This window comes from Polaribacter atrinae, assembly GCF_038023995.1.
Classification (GTDB): Bacteria; Bacteroidota; Bacteroidia; order Flavobacteriales; family Flavobacteriaceae; genus Polaribacter; species Polaribacter atrinae.
The window spans coordinates 1,549,748-1,569,536 of the sequence record NZ_CP150660.1 but is presented as its reverse complement, the minus strand read 5'-3'; the positions used below and the strand labels follow the sequence as shown (position 1 = coordinate 1,569,536).

General features: G+C 33.7%; 11 protein-coding genes and 2 tRNA genes. 3 read left to right on the top strand and 10 right to left on the bottom strand.

The features are described 5' to 3' along the window. Positions 1 to 72: 72 nt before the first annotated feature. The 3 genes from WG945_RS06880 to WG945_RS06870 form a co-directional block, all read right to left on the bottom strand. A complete protein-coding gene (locus WG945_RS06880) occupies positions 73 to 1,449 on the bottom strand; it encodes an aldehyde dehydrogenase (protein ID WP_068448656.1) in 1,377 nt (458 codons plus the stop codon). Positions 1,450 to 1,858: 409 nt separating this feature from the next. Then, a complete protein-coding gene (gene odhB, locus WG945_RS06875; protein WP_068448655.1) occupies positions 1,859 to 3,070 on the bottom strand; it encodes a 2-oxoglutarate dehydrogenase complex dihydrolipoyllysine-residue succinyltransferase in 1,212 nt (403 codons plus the stop codon). Between the two features lie 196 nt (positions 3,071 to 3,266). Next, positions 3,267 to 6,002 (bottom strand): 2-oxoglutarate dehydrogenase E1 component, encoded by a 2,736-nt coding sequence (locus WG945_RS06870; protein ID WP_068448654.1) that lies wholly within the window; start codon positions 6,000 to 6,002, stop codon positions 3,267 to 3,269. Between the two features lie 195 nt (positions 6,003 to 6,197). Here WG945_RS06870 and WG945_RS06865 point away from each other — a divergent pair. Both WG945_RS06865 and WG945_RS06860 read left to right on the top strand, forming a co-directional pair. After that, a tRNA-Asn gene (locus WG945_RS06865) sits at positions 6,198 to 6,271 on the top strand. A gap of 297 nt (positions 6,272 to 6,568) precedes the next feature. Then, positions 6,569 to 6,642: transfer RNA gene (locus WG945_RS06860), tRNA-Asn, on the top strand. A 409-nt stretch (positions 6,643 to 7,051) separates the two neighbouring features. Here the strand turns inward: WG945_RS06860 and WG945_RS06855 are convergent. The 6 genes from WG945_RS06855 to WG945_RS06830 all read right to left on the bottom strand — a co-directional run bounded on the left by WG945_RS06855 (position 7,052) and on the right by WG945_RS06830 (position 17,304). Then, positions 7,052 to 8,515, bottom strand: a complete 1,464-nt coding sequence (locus tag WG945_RS06855; protein ID WP_068448653.1) for a glutamate synthase subunit beta — start codon at positions 8,513 to 8,515, stop codon at positions 7,052 to 7,054. Positions 8,516 to 8,519: 4 nt separating this feature from the next. Continuing rightward, positions 8,520 to 13,031 (bottom strand): glutamate synthase large subunit, encoded by a 4,512-nt coding sequence (gltB, locus tag WG945_RS06850; protein ID WP_068448652.1) that lies wholly within the window; start codon positions 13,029 to 13,031, stop codon positions 8,520 to 8,522. A gap of 216 nt (positions 13,032 to 13,247) precedes the next feature. Beyond that, on the bottom strand, positions 13,248 to 14,489 hold the full coding sequence (locus WG945_RS06845) for an ammonium transporter (RefSeq protein WP_068448651.1): 1,242 nt from the start codon (positions 14,487 to 14,489) through the stop codon (positions 13,248 to 13,250). Between the two features lie 5 nt (positions 14,490 to 14,494). Continuing rightward, positions 14,495 to 14,845 carry a P-II family nitrogen regulator gene (locus tag WG945_RS06840; RefSeq protein ID WP_068448974.1) on the bottom strand — a complete coding sequence of 117 codons (351 nt, stop codon included), beginning with the start codon at positions 14,843 to 14,845 and terminating at the stop codon, positions 14,495 to 14,497. A gap of 124 nt (positions 14,846 to 14,969) precedes the next feature. After that, positions 14,970 to 16,259: an ammonium transporter gene (locus WG945_RS06835; RefSeq protein ID WP_068448650.1), complete on the bottom strand. Its 1,290-nt coding sequence runs from the start codon at positions 16,257 to 16,259 to the stop codon at positions 14,970 to 14,972. A gap of 49 nt (positions 16,260 to 16,308) precedes the next feature. Further along, the gene (locus tag WG945_RS06830) at positions 16,309 to 17,304 is read right to left on the bottom strand and encodes an outer membrane beta-barrel protein (protein ID WP_068448649.1); all 996 of its coding nucleotides are present in this window, start codon (positions 17,302 to 17,304) and stop codon (positions 16,309 to 16,311) included. A gap of 275 nt (positions 17,305 to 17,579) precedes the next feature. On the opposite strand from WG945_RS06830, the gene WG945_RS06825 reads away from it, so the two are divergent. Continuing rightward, positions 17,580 to 18,362 (top strand): pseudouridine synthase, encoded by a 783-nt coding sequence (locus WG945_RS06825; protein ID WP_068448648.1) that lies wholly within the window; start codon positions 17,580 to 17,582, stop codon positions 18,360 to 18,362. Between the two features lie 227 nt (positions 18,363 to 18,589). On the opposite strand, the gene WG945_RS06820 is transcribed toward WG945_RS06825, so the two are convergent. Then, positions 18,590 to 19,732 (bottom strand): acyl-CoA dehydrogenase, encoded by a 1,143-nt coding sequence (locus WG945_RS06820; RefSeq protein WP_068448647.1) that lies wholly within the window; start codon positions 19,730 to 19,732, stop codon positions 18,590 to 18,592. Positions 19,733 to 19,789: the final 57 nt, after the last annotated feature.

Here is a 19,789-nt window from a genome sequence, read left to right as displayed (position 1 = left end):
AGCCATTAAAACAAATTAAACGATTTCAATTTATTTGTATGAACTAAGTAGATTTTATATGTTGTTCTTTTTTTAAAGAAGTTTTTTTATAATTTTAAAATACTTAAATGGCACATATTTTAAAGGTAAATCTATCCAAGTAGGGTTTGTAACAACGGCTCTTTTATGGCTAAAAGCAAAAAAACTGTCTTGACCATGATAGTTTCCTAATCCGCTATTTCCTACACCACCAAAAGGTAAGTTATGATTGCTTACATGCATCAAAGTATCATTAATACAAGCGCCACCAGATGAGGTTTTTGCTAAAACTTCTTTCGCTTTTTTATTTTTTCCAAAATAATAGAAAGCCAAAGGTTTTTCATTTTTATTAATATAATTAATAGCTTCTTCAATATGGTTAAAACTCATTACGGGTAATATCGGTCCAAATATTTCTTCTTGCATGATTAGAAAATCAGGCACAACATTATCAATTATAGTAGGTGCAATAAATTTTTCTTTAAGATTTATTTCACCTCCAGTATGTATTTTTCCTTGTTTTAATAATCCACTCAATCGTTCTACTGCTTTTTCATTTACAATACGCGGATAAAAACGACTTTGTTTAATATCATCACCATACATCAATTTGATGTTTTCGGCAATTTTATCTAATAATTGGGCTTTAATAGAGGCGTGTGCAAAAAGGTAATCTGGCGCAATACAAGTTTGTCCGGCATTGATTAATTTACCCCAAATAATTCGTTTTGCAGCAATGTCTATATTGGCATCTGCATCTACAATACACGGACTCTTTCCTCCTAATTCTAAAACTACAGGAGTTAAGTTTTCTGCTGCAGCTTTCATAACTACTTTACCAACTTTAGGACTCCCTGTAAAGAAAATAATATCGAAACGTTGTGCAAATAATATGGTGTTGGTTTCTCTACCTCCATGCACAACACTAATGTAATTAGAATCAAAGTGTTCTGAAATCATGTCTTCCATTACCTTGGCAACAGTTGGTGTATCTGGAGATGGTTTTAAGACACTGCAACAACCTGCAGAAATTGCGCCAACTAAAGTGTTTATGAGTAGTTGAAAAGGATAATTCCAAGGAGCAACAATTAAAGCTGTACCTAAAGGCTCATAAATAATTTTACTAGATGCAGGAATTAAGTGAAGTGGAGAGGTTACTCTTTTAGGTGCTGCCCATTTTTTTAAATGTTTAATATGATTATCGATTTCACCAACAACAATACTTATTTCGGTTAAATAGGCTTCTTCTGGCGATTTATGTAAATCTAACCATAAAGCAGTTTCTATTTTTTCTTGATATTGAAAAATTGCTTTTTTCAACTTTTTAAGTTGTGTTAATCGGAAGCCAAAATCTTTTGTTTTATGTGTAGAAAAAAAGGCTTTATGTGCTGCTATATTTTTAAGAATAATTTCTTTTGATGTTTCTTTCATGGTAATATGTATAATTACTAATTATTTAAGAATCCTAAAACTGTAAGACTATTCTTCTTTACTAAATTAAATAGAAATAGTAAGATTATGCCTTTTAATTACTACTTTTTTTTGTCGTGATTAAATTTTGAGTATTACATTAAAATGGAGTTCTATTATTTAAACCTTATAAGAAAAATGACTTCTCGATGTTACTAGGTCTCTCTGTCTGTATTAGGTTATAATTATAAATGAATATTCAAACAAGTTTAGCCCTGATTGAACGACCTGTTTGAGCTCTTTTTAGAGGAACGAAAAAAAAGCGAGTAGTGAAAGCAGGAAATAGCTACCAATAAAAAAACCTTTCTGATTGCTCAAAAAGGTTTTAAATATCTAAAAGTCTAAATTTCTAATTATTAAGAAATCGAATTTACATTTCTAATGCTTTTGCAGGATTGTTGTCCATCAATAATTCTACAGGGTTTTCTAAAGCCTCTTTAACAGCCACTAAGAAACCAACAGATTCTCTACCATCTACAATTCTATGATCGTAAGACAAAGCAACGTACATAATTGGCTGAATTACAATTCCACCATTTACTGCCATTGGTCTGTTTACAATGTTGTGCATTCCTAAAATTCCACTCTGAGGAGGATTTAAAATAGGAGTAGATAGCATAGAACCAAATACACCACCATTGGTAATTGTAAAAGTTCCACCAGTCATTTCATCAATAGTAATTTGACCATCTCTAGCTCTAATTGCTAAACGTTTTACTTCAGATTCTACACCTCTAAAAGATAAGTTTTCTGCATTTCTAATTACGGGAACCATTAAACCTTTTGGTCCAGAAACTGCGATAGAAATATCTTGAAAATCGTTCTTAATTTGGTAATCTCCATCAATCATAGAGTTTACATCTGGAAATAATTTTAAAGCTCTAACCACTGCTAAAGTAAAGAAAGACATAAAGCCTAATCCTACACCATGTTTCGCTTTAAAAGCTTCTTTATATTCTGCACGTAAGTCAAAAATTGGTTGCATGTTTACTTCGTTAAAAGTAGTTAACATAGCCGTTTCGCTTTTTACAGCTACCAAACGTTCTGCAACTTTTCTACGTAACATAGACATTTTCTTGCGTTCTGTTCCTCTAGAACCACTAGCAGGTTGCGTTCCCATAGAAGGTACTGCTTTTACAGCATCATCTTTAGTTATTCTACCAGCTTTTCCTGTACCGGTTACGGCTGCAGGAGCAATTCCTTTTTCTGCCAATACTTTTTTAGCAGCAGGAGAAGCAGTTCCGGTTGCGTAAGTAGCTGCTTTTGGCGCTTCTTTTACTTCAACTTTCTTTTCTTCTTTTGGCGCTTCTGTTTTTACAGGTGCATCACCTTCTGGTTTTGCAGCACTTGTATCAATTAAACAAACAACTGCACCAACATCAACAGCATCACCTTCTTCGGCTTTTAAAGTGATAATTCCACTTTCTTCAGCAGGTAATTCTAAGGTTGCTTTGTCAGAATCTACTTCTGCAATTGGTTGATCTTTTTCAACATAATCACCATCTTCAACTAACCAAGTTGCAATTTCTACTTCTGTAATTGATTCTCCTGGAGAAGGAACTTTCATTTCTAAAACACTCATGCTTTCTTAATTTATTAATACCAAAATTAATACGGTACTCTATTTAATTATTTTATATTTTCTTTTAACTATTTTGGCGTTTTAACAGGCTTTCCATTATATCTTTTTTACTTCTGTTCTCGATACAAATTTGCAAAAGAGCAAATTGACTTGAACTGACAGTAAAAAAGGATGCCATTTCAATCCTTAACGCGACTTACTCTGTATCAAAAACACTGTCTATAACAGCTTTATGACGTTTTTTAAATCTTGTACTAGAACCAGCTGCAGGTACTGCGTAGTATTTACGAGAACGAACTGTTAGTTTAACTAACTCCATACGCTCTAACATATAACTCCAAGCTCCCATGTTTCTTGGTTCTTCTTGTGCCCATATATATTCTTCTACATTAGGGTATCTATCGATTACTTTCTGTATCTTCTCTAAATGTAGTGGAAATAATTGTTCAATTCTTACTAAAGCAATATCATCTCTTTCTAATGTTTCTCTTTCTTCAAGTAAATCGTAATAGAATTTACCCATACAGAAAACGAGTTTCTTTACTTTTTTAGGTGCTAGTGTATCGTCTATAACTTCTTGAAACTCGCTAGTAGCTAAATCTTGAATTGTATTTACGGCTTTTGGGTGACGTAATAAACTCTTAGGAGTAAATACAATTAATGGTTTTCTATATGTACGTTTCATCTGACGACGAAGTAAGTGATAGAAGTTTGCAGGCGTTGTACAATTTGCTACAGTCATATTATCTATGGCACATAATTGTAAATAACGTTCTATTCTAGCAGAAGAATGTTCAGATCCTTGTCCTTCATAACCATGAGGTAATAAAACAACAATTCCGTTTTGTAATTTCCACTTATCTTCTGCAGCAGAAATATATTGATCGAACATTATTTGAGCTCCGTTAGAAAAATCTCCAAACTGAGCTTCCCAAATAGTTAAGGTGTTTGGGTTTGCCATAGCGTAACCATAATCAAAACCTAATACACCATATTCAGACAATAACGAGTTGTAAATCGTCATTTGTCCTTTGTTATGAGGGTTTGTATTTAGTAAGTTAATACGTTCTTCTGTAATTTCATCACGTAAAATAGCATGTCTGTGAGAAAAAGTTCCTCTTTCTACGTCTTGTCCAGAAATACGAACATTATATCCTTCTTCCATTAAACTTCCGTAGGCAAGTGTTTCTGCCATTCCCCAATCTAAATTATTGGTTTCAAAAACCATTTTAGCTCTTCCTGCTAAAATACGTTCTGCTTTTCTAACAAATTTTACATTCTGAGGAACTGTAGAAACTACTTTTGCAATATTTTTTAATTTATCCTCATCATATTTTGTGTCGTTGGTAAGTAACATGGCGTCTAAATCTTCACGCTCATATCCTTCCCAAGTAGATTGCATAAACTCTCTAACAATAGATTTTTCTACTTTTTTAGCTTCATCAAATTCTTTTTCAAGCATTTGTTTGAATTCCATAGTAATTTCTTTTAAATATGAATTGTCTATAGAACCTTCTGCTAGTAATTGTGCAGCATAAATATCTTTTGGATTTTTATGTTTTGAGATTGCTTTGTATAATGTTGGTTGTGTAAAACGAGGTTCATCTCCTTCATTATGGCCATATTTTCTATAACCTAATAAATCGATAAATATATCTTGTTTAAACTTCATTCTAAATTCTAATGCCATTTCCATTGCATGACAAACAGCTTCTGTATCATCTGCATTAACGTGTAATACTGGCGATAAAGTTACTTTTGCAACATCTGTACAGTAGGTACTAGAACGTGCGTCTAAATAATTAGTTGTAAAACCAATTTGATTATTTACAACAATATGTATGGTTCCACCTGTTTTGTAGCCATTTAATTTTGCCATTTGAGTCACCTCATAAGCAATACCTTGACCTGCAATTGCAGCATCACCATGAATTATAATTGGTAATATTTTACTAGCATCACCATCATATTTTCTGTCTATTTTAGCTCTAGTAATACCTTCTGTTACTGCGGCTACAGTTTCTAAGTGAGATGGATTTGGAACTAAATTCATTTTAATTTCGTTACCATCTCTAAAAGTTTTACTTAACGTTAAACCTAAGTGGTATTTTACATCACCATCGATGTCTTCATCTTCAAAATCTTTCCCTTCAAATTCACTAAATAAATCTCTTACAGGTTTTTTAAAGATGTTAACCAACGTATTTAAACGCCCTCTGTGAGCCATTCCTAAAACACATTCTTTAACTCCGTATTTTTCTGCGGCATCTCTTAAGATAACGCTCATACCAGGAATTAAGGTTTCTCCACCTTCTAGAGAAAAACGTTTCTGACCTACGTATTTAGTTTGTAAAAAACTTTCAAACGTTACCGCTTGGTTTAATTTTCCTAAAATATATTTTTTAGCTTCTATAGAATAGTTAGGGTGGTTGTCGTTTTTATTAAAACGTTCATGCCACCACTTTAATTTTTCTGGGTTACGCATGTACATGTATTCTACACCAATAGAATCACAGTAAATACGTTGTAAGTTTTTGATAATCTCAGAAAGTTTTGCTTTTCCTAAGCCTAAAACCTCACCTGCCGAAAATTCTTTATCTAAATCGATTTCGGAAAGTCCAAAGTTTTCAAGATCTAAAGTAGGGTAATACTGTCTTCTATCTCTAACCGGGTTTGTTTTTGTAAATAAATGACCACGTGTTCTATAGCCATTAATTAAGTCTACAACAAAGAACTCTTTACGAACTTCTTGAGGTATTTTTGTTGAAATTTCTTCTTCTTCTTTTAAAGAGTAATTTTCATTTGCTAAATCATATCCCTGAAAAAAGCTTCTCCAGCTTGGTTCAACGGCATCTGGGTTTATCAAATATTTGTCATATAAATCAGCTATAAAGCCTGTGTGTGCTGCGTTTAAGAACGAAAATTTATCCATATTATAGTTTCTACTTTTTTAAAGTATGTAATGCAGAATCAAAAATACAAATTTTGTATTAAACGTGTATTTTTTTATTGATAATAATACAAAATACTTTTTTTTGTTTTTTTTAATCTTTTTTAAAAAAATGTTTGGAGAAGTTAAAAAAGGATGTATATTTGCACTCGAAAAACACAATTATGTGTCGCAAACTCCTTCTTAGCTCAGTTGGTTAGAGCATCTGACTGTTAATCAGAGGGTCCAAGGTTCGAGTCCTTGAGAGGGAGCAAAAAAGTCTTATCTTTATTGATAAGACTTTTTTTTTGTTATAAACTTTTTTTCGATTTCGTGTTATTAAGAGTAGGAGGCAAATTAAAAAAAGAGATAAGGGAAAAAAAAGTTGTGCATTAAAATAAGTATATTTTTTATAAAAAATTAAGAAGAAAAATTGCTTGTTTTTCTCTTTGTTTGTGTCGAATTTCAAATACTTTCTTTTTGTATTAAAAAAATATCAAGAAACATTTGTGCAAGTCATAAAAAGATTTATATTTGCACTCGCTAATCGCATTATATGTGAAGCAAACTCCTTCTTAGCTCAGTTGGTTAGAGCATCTGACTGTTAATCAGAGGGTCCAAGGTTCGAGTCCTTGAGAGGGAGCAAAAAAGTCTTATATTTATTGATAAGGCTTTTTTTTATGCCTAAATTTTAATGAGAATTATTTAGAAATTGTGAGAGTAGGTCTTTAGAATGTGAGGTTTTAGAGCTTAGCAATGTGTTTATGTTCTAAAAAAATATGTAAATCTATCGGTTGGTGATTAAGTGGTTGAAGTTATTGGTGGTTTTTATTGTGTTTTGAAAAATTATTTTTTTGCGTGAAGGATAGAAATGAAAAGCCCACAGTGAGGTATGAACGAGGACTTGTAATGAATAGCCTGACCATTTTTAGAGCTAAATGTTTGTTGTTATAAATGTTGTTTTTAAAAAATGGGTACGCCTAAATAATGTGAATAGTGGAAACAAAAAAACTCACCAGTATTACTGATGAGTTTTTATTTAATTAGATGTTTTACATAGCAACTAAATCGCCAGAAGTATCTTTTGTAGGTAGTTCTGTTTTACCCATTAAAAATAAATCTACTTGTCTTGCAGCTTCTCTTCCTTCAGAAATTGCCCAAACAATTAAAGATTGTCCACGGCGCATATCTCCTGCGGTAAAAATGTTTTTTACATTTGTTTGGTATTTACCGTATTCTGCTTTATAGTTAGAACGTGCATCTGTTTTAATGCCTAACTTGTCTGCTAGAGTGTTTTCTGGACCTGTAAAACCTAATGCAAGTAGAGCTAAGTCACATGGCCAAGTTTTTTCTGTTCCTGCAATTTCAATTAATTGAGGTCTTTCTCCTGGAACCATTTTCCATTCTACATTAACTGTTTTTAAAGCAATTAATTTTCCGTTTTCATCTTTTACAAATTCCTTTGTATTGATTAGCCAATTACGTTCTACTCCTTCTTTGTGAGAAGAAGATGTTTTTAATTGTAAAGGCCAAAAAGGCCAAGGAGTTGTTGGTGAACGGTGCCCTGGAGGTTTTGGCATAATTTCAAAGTTTACCACAGATTTTGCTCCGTGTCTGTTTGAAGTACCAATACAATCTGAACCTGTATCTCCACCACCAATTACAATTACATTTTTATCTGTAGCTAATACTTGGTCTTTTACTTCTTTACCAAATACTACTTTTGTTTGTTGTGTTAAGAAATCCATTGCTTGTACAACACCATCAGCATCAATACCTGGTGTTGGTAAGCTGCGTCTTTCTGTAGAGCCACCGCATAAAACGATACTATCAAAAGTTTTTAGGTCTTTTACATCATAATTAACACCAACGTTAATGTTTGTTTTAAATATGATTCCTTCTGCTTCTAAAATAGCAACTCTTCTGTCGATAATTCCTTTTTCTAATTTAAAATTAGGAATTCCGTAGCGTAATAAACCACCAACTTCATCATCTCTTTCAAATACGGTTACTGTGTGACCGGCTCTGTTTAATTGTTGTGCTGTAGCTAAACCTGCAGGTCCAGAACCAATAATAGCAATTGTTTTTCCGGTTCTATTTTTTGGAGGTTGTGGCTTTATCCATCCTTCTTTAAAGGCACGTTCTACAATGTTTTTTTCAATATTTTCTATAGAAACAGGGTCTTCTATAATGCCTAGTACACATGATTGTTCACATGGGGCAGGGCATAAGCGACCTGTAAATTCTGGGAAATTGTTTGTTGAATGTAGTATCCAAGAAGCTTTTTTCCATTCACCTTGATGAACCATGTGGTTAAAATCTGGAATTAGATTTCCTAATGGGCAGCCACTATGGCAAAAAGGAATACCGCAATCCATACAGCGAGATCCTTGTTTTGTTTTTTCTTCTTCGGAAAGAGGAACTGTAAATTCTTTGTAATTTTTTACACGATCTTTTACAGAAGTATATGCTTCATCTTGTCTTTCAAATTCTTTAAATCCTGTTATTTTTCCCATGACATTATGCTATTGTTAATTCTTCGAACATTGGTTCTTCTGTTTCTATACGTTTTAAAGCTTTTTTGTATTCTGTTGGCATTACTTTTACAAAGTTTTTTAAACTTGTTTCCCAATCAGCTAACAATTCAGCTCCTTTTTTACTATCTGTATATAAAACGTGTTTCTCTATTGTTGCTTTTAGTTCTGCAGCTACTTCCTCAGAGATTTCTTCAAACTCAATAGTTTCTGTGTTACAAAGTCCGTTTACAAATTTATTGTTAGGGTCATATACGTAAGCGATACCACCACTCATACCTGCTGCAAAGTTTCTACCTGTTTTACCTAAAACAACTACTTTACCACCAGTCATATATTCACAACAATGATCTCCAACACCTTCTACAACTGCGGTTGCTCCAGAGTTACGAACTGCAAAACGTTCTCCTGCAATTCCGTTTATATAAGCTTCACCGGCTACGGCTCCAAACATACAAACATTACCAACTATAATATTGTTTTCTGCTAAAAAGTCTGCTTTTGCTGGTTTCTTAACAATTAATTTTGCTCCAGATAAACCTTTACCTAAATAGTCATTTGTGTTACCGTCTAAGATAAATGTTAAACCATGCGCACCAAATGCTCCAAAACTTTGACCTGCAGAACCTGTGAAATTAATGTTTAAAGTGTCTTCTGGTAAACCTAAATGACCGTATATTTTTGAAATTTCATGACTAACAATGGCTCCAACAGTACGGTTTGTGTTTTTGATTGGATATGCTAAATTCATTTTTTCTTTTCTATATAAAGCTCTGTGAGAATCTTTTAATATAGTAAAATCTAAAACTCCTTCTAAATTATGGTTTTGACCTTCTGTATTCTTAACAGTCATACTTCTATAAGCAGTTGGTCTGTGTAAAATACTAGATAAATCTAGTCCTTTTGCTTTGTAGTGTTTGATAGCGTGATTAGCGTTAATTTTGTGAGTTTGACCAACCATTTCAGCTAATGTTCTAAAACCAAGTTGTGCCATAATTGTTCTTAATTCTTCTGCAATATAATAGAAGAAGTTAATTACGTGCTCTGGTGTTCCTTTAAAGTTTTTACGTAATTCTTTATCTTGAGTTGCAATACCAACCGGACATGTATTTAAATGACATTTACGCATCATAATACAACCAGAAGCAACTAAAGGGGCGGTTGCAAAACCAAATTCTTCAGCACCTAATAATGCTGCAATAGCAACATCACGACCTGTTTTTAATTGACCATCGCATTCTACTACAATTCTACTTCTTAAATCATTAAGAACTAAGGTTTGTTGAGCTTCTGCTAAACCAAGTTCCCAAGGTAAACCAGCGTGTTTTAGAGAGGTTAGTGGAGATGCTCCTGTACCACCGTCATAGCCAGATATTAAAACAACATCTGCTTTTGCTTTTGCAACACCTGCTGCAATTGTACCAACACCAACTTCAGAAACTAATTTTACATTAATTCTTGCGTCTCTATTTGCATTTTTTAAATCGTAGATTAGTTGTGCTAAATCTTCAATTGAATAAATATCGTGATGAGGAGGAGGAGAAATCAATCCTACAAAAGGAGTTGAGTTTCTTGCTGATGCGATCCAAGGTAAAACCTTTGATCCAGGTAATTGACCACCTTCACCAGGTTTAGCTCCTTGAGCCATTTTAATTTGTATCTCTTTCGCGCTTGATAAATAATGAGAAGTTACTCCAAATCTACCAGATGCTACTTGTTTAATTGCAGAATTTCTGCTGTCTCCATTGATATCTTTTTGAAAACGTTTTCTGTCTTCTCCACCTTCACCAGAATTAGATTTACCACCAATTCTGTTCATAGCAATCGCTAAGTTTTCGTGTGCTTCCCTAGAGATAGATCCGTAAGACATAGCACCCGTTTTAAAACGTTTTACAATTTCTGTCCAAGGTTCTACTTCTTCTAAAGGGATAGGGTCTAGGTTATCAAACTGAAATAAACCACGAATTGTCATTAAACTTTCTGACTGCTCGTTGATGGTTTTTGCATAAACGTCATAACTAGCCTGATCACTTAATCTTACTGCTTGTTGTAATTTTGCAACAGTAGTTGGATTAAATAAGTGGCGCTCTCCATTTCTTCTCCATCTATAATCTCCACCAACATTTAAACCTAGGTTTTTGTCAATTTGATTATCTGGGTATGCTTGTTTGTAACGTTGATCTATTTCTTTTTCAATTTCATATAAACCAATACCTTCAATTCTTGAAGCGGTATATGGGAAGTATTTTTCTACAAATTGAGAGTTAAATCCTACAATTTCGAAAATTTGAGAACCTCTATAAGAGTGTAATGTAGAGATTCCTATTTTGTTCATCACCTTTAAGATACCTTTACCAATAGCTTTGTTGAAGTTGTCAACTGCTTTTTGCTCATCCATACCAGTAATAAAGCCTTCTTTAACTTGCATTCTGATAATTTCATTTACCATATAAGGGTTTACAGCACTTGCGCCGTAGCCAAATAAAGTTGCAAAATGATGAGGTTCACGTGGTTCTGCAGATTCGATGATAATATCGAAATAAGAACGCTTACGTAAACGGTTTAATTGATGATTTACAAAAGAACATGCTAATAAAGCAGGAATAGGGGCAAACTCTTGGTTTACACCACGGTCAGACAATATAATTATATTGTTCTTGTTCTCAATTGCTTTTTCAACTTGAATAACAATTGCGTCTAAAGCGTCTTCAAGTCCATTTAAACCTTGTGCTTTTGGATATAAAATTTCAATAGTTTTTGCTTTGAAACTTTCAATATCTATATTTCTTATTTTTTCTAAATCGGCATTGGAGATAACAGGATTCTGAATTCTTAATTTTCTACACTGTCTATCTGTAACGCTAAAAATATTTCTGTCTTTTCCTAAATTTAAACTAATATCAGTTACAATTTCTTCACGTATACCATCTAAAGGAGGGTTTGTTACTTGTGCGAATAATTGTTTAAAATAATTAGATATTAATTGAGGTCTGTCTGATAAAACAGCTAAAGGTGTGTCAATTCCCATTGATCCTAAAGCTTCTTTACCTACAATTGCCATTGGGGTAATTACTTCTTGGATATCTTCGAAAGTGTAATTGAATAAACGTTGACGCGTTTTTACATCAATAGTTTCAATTGGGCAAGTTTCACCGTTATATGGAACGTCCTTTAGGTGTAAACGAGATTTGTCTAACCACTCTTGGTAAGGTCTTTCGGAAACAATTTTACTTTTTATTTCCTCATCTTCAATGATTCTACCTTCATTCATGTCTACCAAGAACATTTTTCCTGGTTCTAATCTACCGTGTTCTTTTACGTCTTCTGGTGCAACATCTACCACACCAATTTCTGACGACATAATTAAACTACCACTTTTGGTAACTGTATATCTAGATGGTCTTAATCCATTTCTATCTAATAAGGCACCAATATAGTCTCCATCAGTAAAAGGTACAGATGCAGGACCGTCCCAAGGTTCCATAATACAACCATTGTATTCGTAAAAAGCTTTACGCTCTTTAGACATGGTTTTGTGTTTTTCCCAAGCTTCAGGAATCATCATCATCATAATTTCTGGTAATGAACGACCGGTGTGTGTTAATAACTCAACAACCATATCCATAGAAGCAGAATCTGATTTTCCTGGTAAAATAATAGGGAATAATTTGTCTATTTGTGGCCCGAAAACATCACTTTTCATGATTTCTTCACGAACACGCATTCTACTTACGTTACCACGTAAAGTGTTAATTTCCCCATTCTGACACATGTGTCTAAATGGTTGTGCTAGCTCCCAAGTTGGCATTGTGTTTGTAGAAAAACGTTGGTGCACTAATGCTAAACGTGTAACTAAATCTATTTCTTGTAAATCTTTATAGTAAGGACCAATATCTTCTGGCATAATAATACCTTTATAGATGATAGTGGTTATTGATAAACTTGGAATGTAGAAATATTTACTTTCGGAGATTTTAGATTTTCTGATAGTATGTTCTGCTATTTTACGAGCAGCATATAACTTAGCTTTAAAAGTAGCTTCGTCAATATCTTCATTTTTACCTATAAATAATTGTTCAATATTTGGTTCTGAAGCTAATGCAATTTCTCCTAATTGAGATGGATCTACAGGAACTTCTCTCCAGCCTAAAATAGCTAGTCCTTGTTCTTTAATCTCATTCTCAAACGTAGTTTTACAGAAATTATATTGATTGCTAACTTTAGGAAGGAACACCATTCCGACAGCGTATTCTCTTTGCTTGGGGATGGGGAAGTTACAAACTCTTTTAAAATAATCGTGAGGTATGTCTATTAAAATTCCGGCTCCATCTCCTGTTTTTCCATCTGCACTAACACCCCCTCTATGTTCTAGTTTAACTAGAATTTCTAGGGCGTCATGTATAATTTGATTTGTTTTTTCTCCATTCAAATTACAGATAAAACCAGCACCGCAATTTTCGTGTTCAAACTCTGGTAAGTATAATCCTTGTTTCTCCATATTGTGTTCAATTATATATACAAAGCTATGTATTTTATTGAAAAGGATTCAGTATTCTTGCTGTTTTAATGTGATTTTTATGATGAAATCAATAAAACTATGCAAAAAGATTACTTATGACAATCTAATGGATTTTTATTATCATATTCATAAAATAAGAAAAAAAGTCTGTAAATTTTTAAATTTACAGACTTTTGTGGTTGTTTAATTAATTGACTAGTGTTCGTTTAGACGAAAGTCAGGGTATGCATCCATACCATGTTCATGAACATCTAAGCCTTCTACTTCTTCTTTTTCGCTAACTCTTATTCTCATTGTTTTCTTTAGGGTATATATAATGATAAATGAAGTTGATAGGCAAAAAACAGCGTAAGAAACTACACCAATTAGTTGGCTGATAAATTGATCTACACCTGCAAGGTTACCAAATAAACCAACTGCTAAAGTTCCCCAAATACCACATATTAAGTGAACAGCAATAGCTCCAACAGGGTCATCTAGTTTTAATTTATCTATTAAGCTAACTGCAAAAACAATTATTGCACCTGCAATAGCTCCAATTATAATAGCATCTGTAGGAGACATTTGATCTGCACCTGCAGTAATACCAACTAAACCTCCTAAAATACCGTTTAAGAACATTGTTAAATCTAAGTTTTTGTACATTATTGTTGATACAATAGCGGCAATAACTCCACCTGCTGCTGCAGATAAGCAAGTTGTAACTAATGTTAATGATGTTAGTTCTGGGTCTGCAGATAAAACAGAACCTCCATTAAATCCAAACCAACCTAACCAAAGGATTAAAACACCTGCAGTTGCTAGTGGTATGTTGTGACCAGGAATTGCTTGTATTTCTCCTTTTTTAAACTTTCCTATCCTAGCGCCTAATAAGCAAACAGCTACTACGGCTGCCCATCCTCCAACAGAGTGTACTAGTGTTGAGCCTGCAAAATCGTAAAAAGGTGTTGATAATTGATCTAAAAAACCACCACCCCATTTCCAAGAACCTGCAATTGGGTAAACAATACCTACGTATATTATGGCGAATATCATAAATGGAAGAATTTTCATTCTTTCTGCAACGGCACCAGAAACGATGGTAGCGGCAGTTGCTGCAAACATCCCTTGAAACAAGAAATCTGTCCAGTAAGTGTAACCTTCGTTGTATGCTAAATCTAGAGCGCCTTCTGCAGTTAGTGGAGATGATAATCCAAATCCTGCAAAACCAACAATTCCAGATGATCCATCAGCAAAGCCAGGGTACATTAAGTTGAAGCCTACTAATGCGTATAATAGTAGTCCTGTGGTGATAATAAAAATATTTTTGAAAAGTATGTTAAGGGTGTTTTTTTGTCTTGTTAAACCAATTTCTAAAAATGCAAAACCTAAATGCATAAAGAAAACTAGTGCTGTACAGATCATCATCCATACATTGTTTATTGTTAATAATTCCATGTCTTTTATTTTGATATTTTCTTTAAAGTTTCGCCTCCTTTTTCTCCAGTTCTTATTCTGTATACTTCAGTTATGTCTGATACAAATATTTTACCATCACCAACTTCTCCTGTAGCAGCAGATTTTAGTAAGGCGTCTATAGTTATTTGTTCAAAATCATCATTTACTACAATGGATACATGTCTACGTTGTATATCGCTAGTGCTATAGCTTACACCTCTATATACGTGTCCTTCCTTTTCGTTACCTAAACCAGTAACATCCCAATAAGAGAAAAAATTTACATCAACTGAATGCAATGCTTCTTTTACAGCACTGAATTTTGATTTTCTGATAATTGCTTCAATTTTTTTCATGATAAAATTAATTGTTAATTGTTCGTTTTGTTGTTTGTTAGTCTTTCGTGTAAAAATCACATAACTTGGTTTACCAAGTTATGTGATTTTTTTAAAAGAATAATAATCAAGCTTTTTTTATGTATTATTTATCGTCAAAGTCTCTTTGTCTTACTCCTGGGTAAGCGATAGATCCGTGTTCGTGTACGTCTAAACCTTCTATTTCTACTTCTTTACTTACACGTAATCCCATGGTTGCTTTTAGTATTCCAAGAACAATAAATGATAAACCAATTGCCCATGCAGCGTATGCTAATACTCCAGTTGCTTGAACACCTAATTGAGCAGCGCCACCACCATTGAATAATCCAATAGCTGTGTCTCCGTCTACACCCCAAAGACCGATAACTAAAGTACCCCATGCACCGGCAACACCGTGTACAGAAGCAGCTCCAATAGCGTCATCAATTTTTAATTTCTTTTCTATAAATTCAATTGCAAATACAACAAGTATACCTCCAATTAAACCAGCTAATACAGCTCCTCCGGCAGTCATGTTACCACAACCTGCAGTAATACTAACTAAACCAGCTAATACACCGTTTAATGTTTGACTTAAGTTTGGTTTACCGTACCAGATCCATGTAGTGATTAAAGCTCCTAATCCACCAGCTGCTGCTGATAAGTTTGTGATTAATACTACGTTTGATGCAGTTATTGAATCTGCTCCACCCCAAGCTAATTGAGATCCACCGTTAAATCCAAACCATCCAAACCAAAGGATAAATACCCCTAAAGTTGCTAAGATTTGGTTGTGACCAGGAATCGGTAATACTTTTCCGTCTACATATTTTCCAATTCTTGGACCTACCATAAATGCAGCTACTAAAGCAGCCCATCCACCTACGGAGTGTACTATTGAGGAACCTGCAAAGTCAATGAAGCCCATTTCTGTTAACCATCCACTACCTTGCCATTGCCATCCGCCAGATATAGGGTAAATAACAGCAGTCATTACAATAGAGAATATAATGTATGTTGAGTATTTTGTTCTACCAGCAATTGCTCCAGATACGATGGTTGCAGTTGTTGCAGCAAACATTGTTTGAAAGAATAAATCTGCTCCTTCACCTTGGAATAAACCGCTCCAGAAAAACCATCCGTTAGTAGTGTCTCCGTACATTAAAGAATAACCAACTAACCAGAATGTTAATGAGCCTACACAAATATCTAATAAATTTTTCATTGCAATGTTAACTGCATTTTTAGATCTTGTCATTCCAGATTCTACTAAGGTAAAACCTGCTTGCATTAAGAATACTAAGATACCTGCAATAAGCATCCAAAGCATTCCCATATCTCCATTTATTTGTTCAACAGCTTTTGAAACTTCTGTTACTGGAGTGTCTTGAAATAATGTTAAAAATAAACTCATATTTATAAAGTGTTAGTTAGTAATGTGTTTTGTTGATTTTAGTCTTCTCTTAGAAAGAGTATACTGCTGCCATTGTTAAGGTAGATGTACTTTTTTCTGTAGGAAAAGCTTCAATGATGTAGTCGTCAGAAGAGTCAAATCTTAAGTCAGTTATAAACTTTAAGTTGCTTGTTAAGTTGATGTTTGAAGTTAAAGTGAATGCAGTTACATTACTGTCAGTGCTTCCTGAGTTAGTTGTAAAAAGTTCTGGTCTTAATCCTAAAGAAAAAGTGTCAGAAAAAGTGTTTTGTAAGTAAAGTGCTACACCTTGGTATCCTTCGTCAGCATCGCTAGAGTTTGCGTAAGCTGCGTTTATTCCTACATAAAAAGTGTCTGTTAAATCAAAACCACCTGTATAGTCTAAAAAGATCCAATCTGTAGCTCCTCCAGCACTTACAGCACCAGTAATAAAGTTTAAGTATTGACCTTTGTATCCAACTTGAGCACCTAATTGAGTGTCGTCAGTAAGATTACCATCAGCACTAGAAATTCCGTGTGCGTTAGTTACAGCTAACATGAAAGATAAGTCTTCAGAAACTGCGTAATCTGCTTTTATACCTGTGTGAGAAAAAGGACCTGCATTAAATAAATAAGATACAGTGTAGTTAAAGTTAGCTGATGGGTTGATAACTTCATATCCTAAGAAGGTGTTGAATTGACCAGCTGTAAGTGTTAATTTATCAGTTACATTGTAGTATGCATATAATTGGTTGATTGCTCCTGCCATATTTGCATCATCTGCTCTTGGTCCAAAAGCGATATCTGCTACAATACCAGCTTTACCTTTTTCGTATGCGAATACAGTGTTTGCAAAACCTAAACCAAATGCATTTGCGTTTTCTGGGCTTGCGATTAATATTCCTGGAGTTCCAGGGTCTTTTGTAAAGTTTGTTGTTCCGTATACGTCTACTGTTCCGCTTAATGTGAAAGTTCCTTTGTCTTCGTTTTCTTGAGCTGTAGCTATTAAGCTAGTAGCTAATAATAATGTGCAAATTACTTTTTTCATAATGTTGTTCTTTTAGTGTTAATTGATTTTTATATTAATTGAACTTGGTCAAAAGTAAATATTAAATTTAAACTGACAAGGGGGTGTTTTTTTGAAATAGCTTATTTTAGGTGTCTTACCCTTAAAAAAATAGGGGTCAAACTGAGATAACTTCATTTTAAGGTTTTTGAAGGGTTTAAAATATCGGGTATGTAAAAATGTGTATCGTAATTTTAGGATATTCATAAAAATGTGTCTTTTGTAAAAAAAAATGCAATTATTGTATATTTGCACCTATGAAATATTCATTTTCTTATATAGTTAAGTTACAATTCCTTGGTTTTCGATTTTCTGGATGGCAAAAACAAACAAATGCAAAAACATTGCATGATATGGTAGATAAAACTTTGTCTTTTGTTTTTGAAGATGTTCATTATAAGACAATTGGGGTAGGGAGAACGGATGCTAAGGTTTCTGCGAATACTTATTATATTCAGTTGTTTACGGATAAAGTAGTTGAAGAAAAATCTTTTGTAGCTTCGTTAAACGCTAATTTTTCGCCAGATTTTAGGGCTATTTCTATACAGCGGGTTGATAGGGGGTTTAATGTAATTAATGCTCCTAAGGTTAAAGAGTATCATTATTACTTTTCTTTTGGGGGTAAGAACCATCCTTTTTCTGCTCCTTTTATTGTGAATATTGATGAAAGTTTAGATTTGCAGACTATGCAACAAGCAGCAAAAATGTTTGAGGGTGAGCATTATTTTCATAAATATTGTACTAAACCGTCAGATAAAACTATTTTTAAGAGGATTATTAATTCTTGTGAAATTGTAGAAAATGATGTTTTAAAGGCAAATTTCTTTCCAGAAGAGTCTTATATATTAAAGGTAAGAGGAAAAGGTTTTTTACGATATCAAATTAGATTGATGATGGCGACCTTGTTTGAGGTTGGGAAAGGGAATTTAGATTTACAGTTTATTGATTCTTCTTTAAAAGAAGATAATGATAGAATGTATATGAGAAACAATGCACCTTCTTCTGGTTTGCAATTGTATGATATCGAGTTGGATGTATAAGTAGGTTTGTGTGAACGATAGAAACGGCATCCTTTTTAAGGTGTAGATGTGTAAGTGTGGTTTTCTTTAGTTCTGAATTAGTTTGTGTAGAGCGCAAGCTTTATAGTGGTCTGTTTAAAAAGATATAGTGAATAGCGTGGTTTTTGTTTTTCTCAAAAACACGCCCAAAAGAAAAAATCCACCTTATAGAAAGATGGATTTTTTTATACATTATATATAGGTGTAGTTTATCCTTTGATGATTTCTCTAGAAATTACAATTTTCTGAATTTCAGAAGTACCTTCGTAAATCTGTGTAATTTTAGCATCTCGCATTAAGCGTTCTACGTGATAATCTTTAACAAAACCGTTTCCTCCGTGAATTTGTACGGCTTCTACGGTGTGTTCCATGGCTACTTTACTTGCATATAGTTTTGCCATTGCGCTAGACATGTCATAATTGTTGCCTTGGTCTTTGTCCCATGCTGCTTTCATAACCAACATTCTTGCAGCTTCAATTTCTGTGTGCATATCGGCTAATTTAAAAGCAATTGCTTGATGGTTGCAAATTTCTGTACCAAAAGCTTTTCGTTGTTTCGAGTATTTTAAAGCCAATTCATAAGCGCCAGCTGCAATGCCTAATGCTTGTGCTGCGATACCGATTCTTCCGCCAGAAAGTGTTTTCATGGCAAATTTAAATCCGAAGCCATCTTCACCAATTCTATTTTCTTTCGGTACTTTTACGTCGTTAAATTGTAGGGTGTGTGTGTCAGATCCACGGATTCCTAATTTATCTTCTTTTGGGCCTACGTGAAAACCTTCAGTTCCTTTTTCTACAATAAAAGCATTGATGCCTCTATGTCCTTTATCTCTGTCTGTTTGTGCTATTACTAAATAAACATCTGCACGACCGCCGCTTGTAATCCAATTTTTGGTTCCGTTAATTATATAATGGTCTCCTTTGTCTTCTGCTGTAGTTGCTTGTGATGTTGCGTCAGAACCTGCTTCTGGTTCGCTAAGGCAGAAAGCACCAACAAATTCTCCTGTTGCTAATTTTGTTAAATATTTTTGTTTTTGTTCTTCAGATGCGTAGGCTTCTAGTCCATAACAAACTAAAGAGTTGTTTACGGAAACAATTACAGAGGCAGATGCATCAATTTTAGAAAGCTCTTCCATAATTAATACGTAAGAAATTGCGTCCATGCCGCTTCCTCCGTATTCTGGATCTACCATAATTCCTAGAAAACCTAGGTCTCCCATTTTTTTTACTAATTCATTTGGGAATTCTTGCTTGTTGTCTCTTTCTATTACACCGGGTAATAATTCTGTTTGTGCAAAGTCTCTTGCAGCATCACGAATCATGATGTGTTCTTCTGTTAAACTAAAATCCATATATGTTTTTTGTTATATTCGTAAAATCTTGTTCCAAAGATATCGATTTCGTAACAT

Bases quoted from the DNA above. Each gene is read 5' to 3' on its own strand.
- WG945_RS06880 (WP_068448656.1), bottom strand. From the start codon at position 1,449: ATGAAAGAAACATCAAAAGAAATTATTCTTAAAAATATAGCAGCACAT.
- odhB (WP_068448655.1), bottom strand. From the start codon at position 3,070: ATGAGTGTTTTAGAAATGAAAGTTCCTTCTCCAGGAGAATCAATTACA.
- WG945_RS06870 (WP_068448654.1), bottom strand. From the start codon at position 6,002: ATGGATAAATTTTCGTTCTTAAACGCAGCACACACAGGCTTTATAGCT.
- WG945_RS06855 (WP_068448653.1), bottom strand. From the start codon at position 8,515: ATGGGAAAAATAACAGGATTTAAAGAATTTGAAAGACAAGATGAAGCA.
- gltB (WP_068448652.1), bottom strand. From the start codon at position 13,031: ATGGAGAAACAAGGATTATACTTACCAGAGTTTGAACACGAAAATTGC.
- WG945_RS06845 (WP_068448651.1), bottom strand. From the start codon at position 14,489: ATGGAATTATTAACAATAAACAATGTATGGATGATGATCTGTACAGCA.
- WG945_RS06840 (WP_068448974.1), bottom strand. From the start codon at position 14,845: ATGAAAAAAATTGAAGCAATTATCAGAAAATCAAAATTCAGTGCTGTA.
- WG945_RS06835 (WP_068448650.1), bottom strand. From the start codon at position 16,259: ATGAGTTTATTTTTAACATTATTTCAAGACACTCCAGTAACAGAAGTT.
- WG945_RS06830 (WP_068448649.1), bottom strand. From the start codon at position 17,304: ATGAAAAAAGTAATTTGCACATTATTATTAGCTACTAGCTTAATAGCT.
- WG945_RS06825 (WP_068448648.1), top strand. From the start codon at position 17,580: ATGAAATATTCATTTTCTTATATAGTTAAGTTACAATTCCTTGGTTTT.
- WG945_RS06820 (WP_068448647.1), bottom strand. From the start codon at position 19,732: ATGGATTTTAGTTTAACAGAAGAACACATCATGATTCGTGATGCTGCA.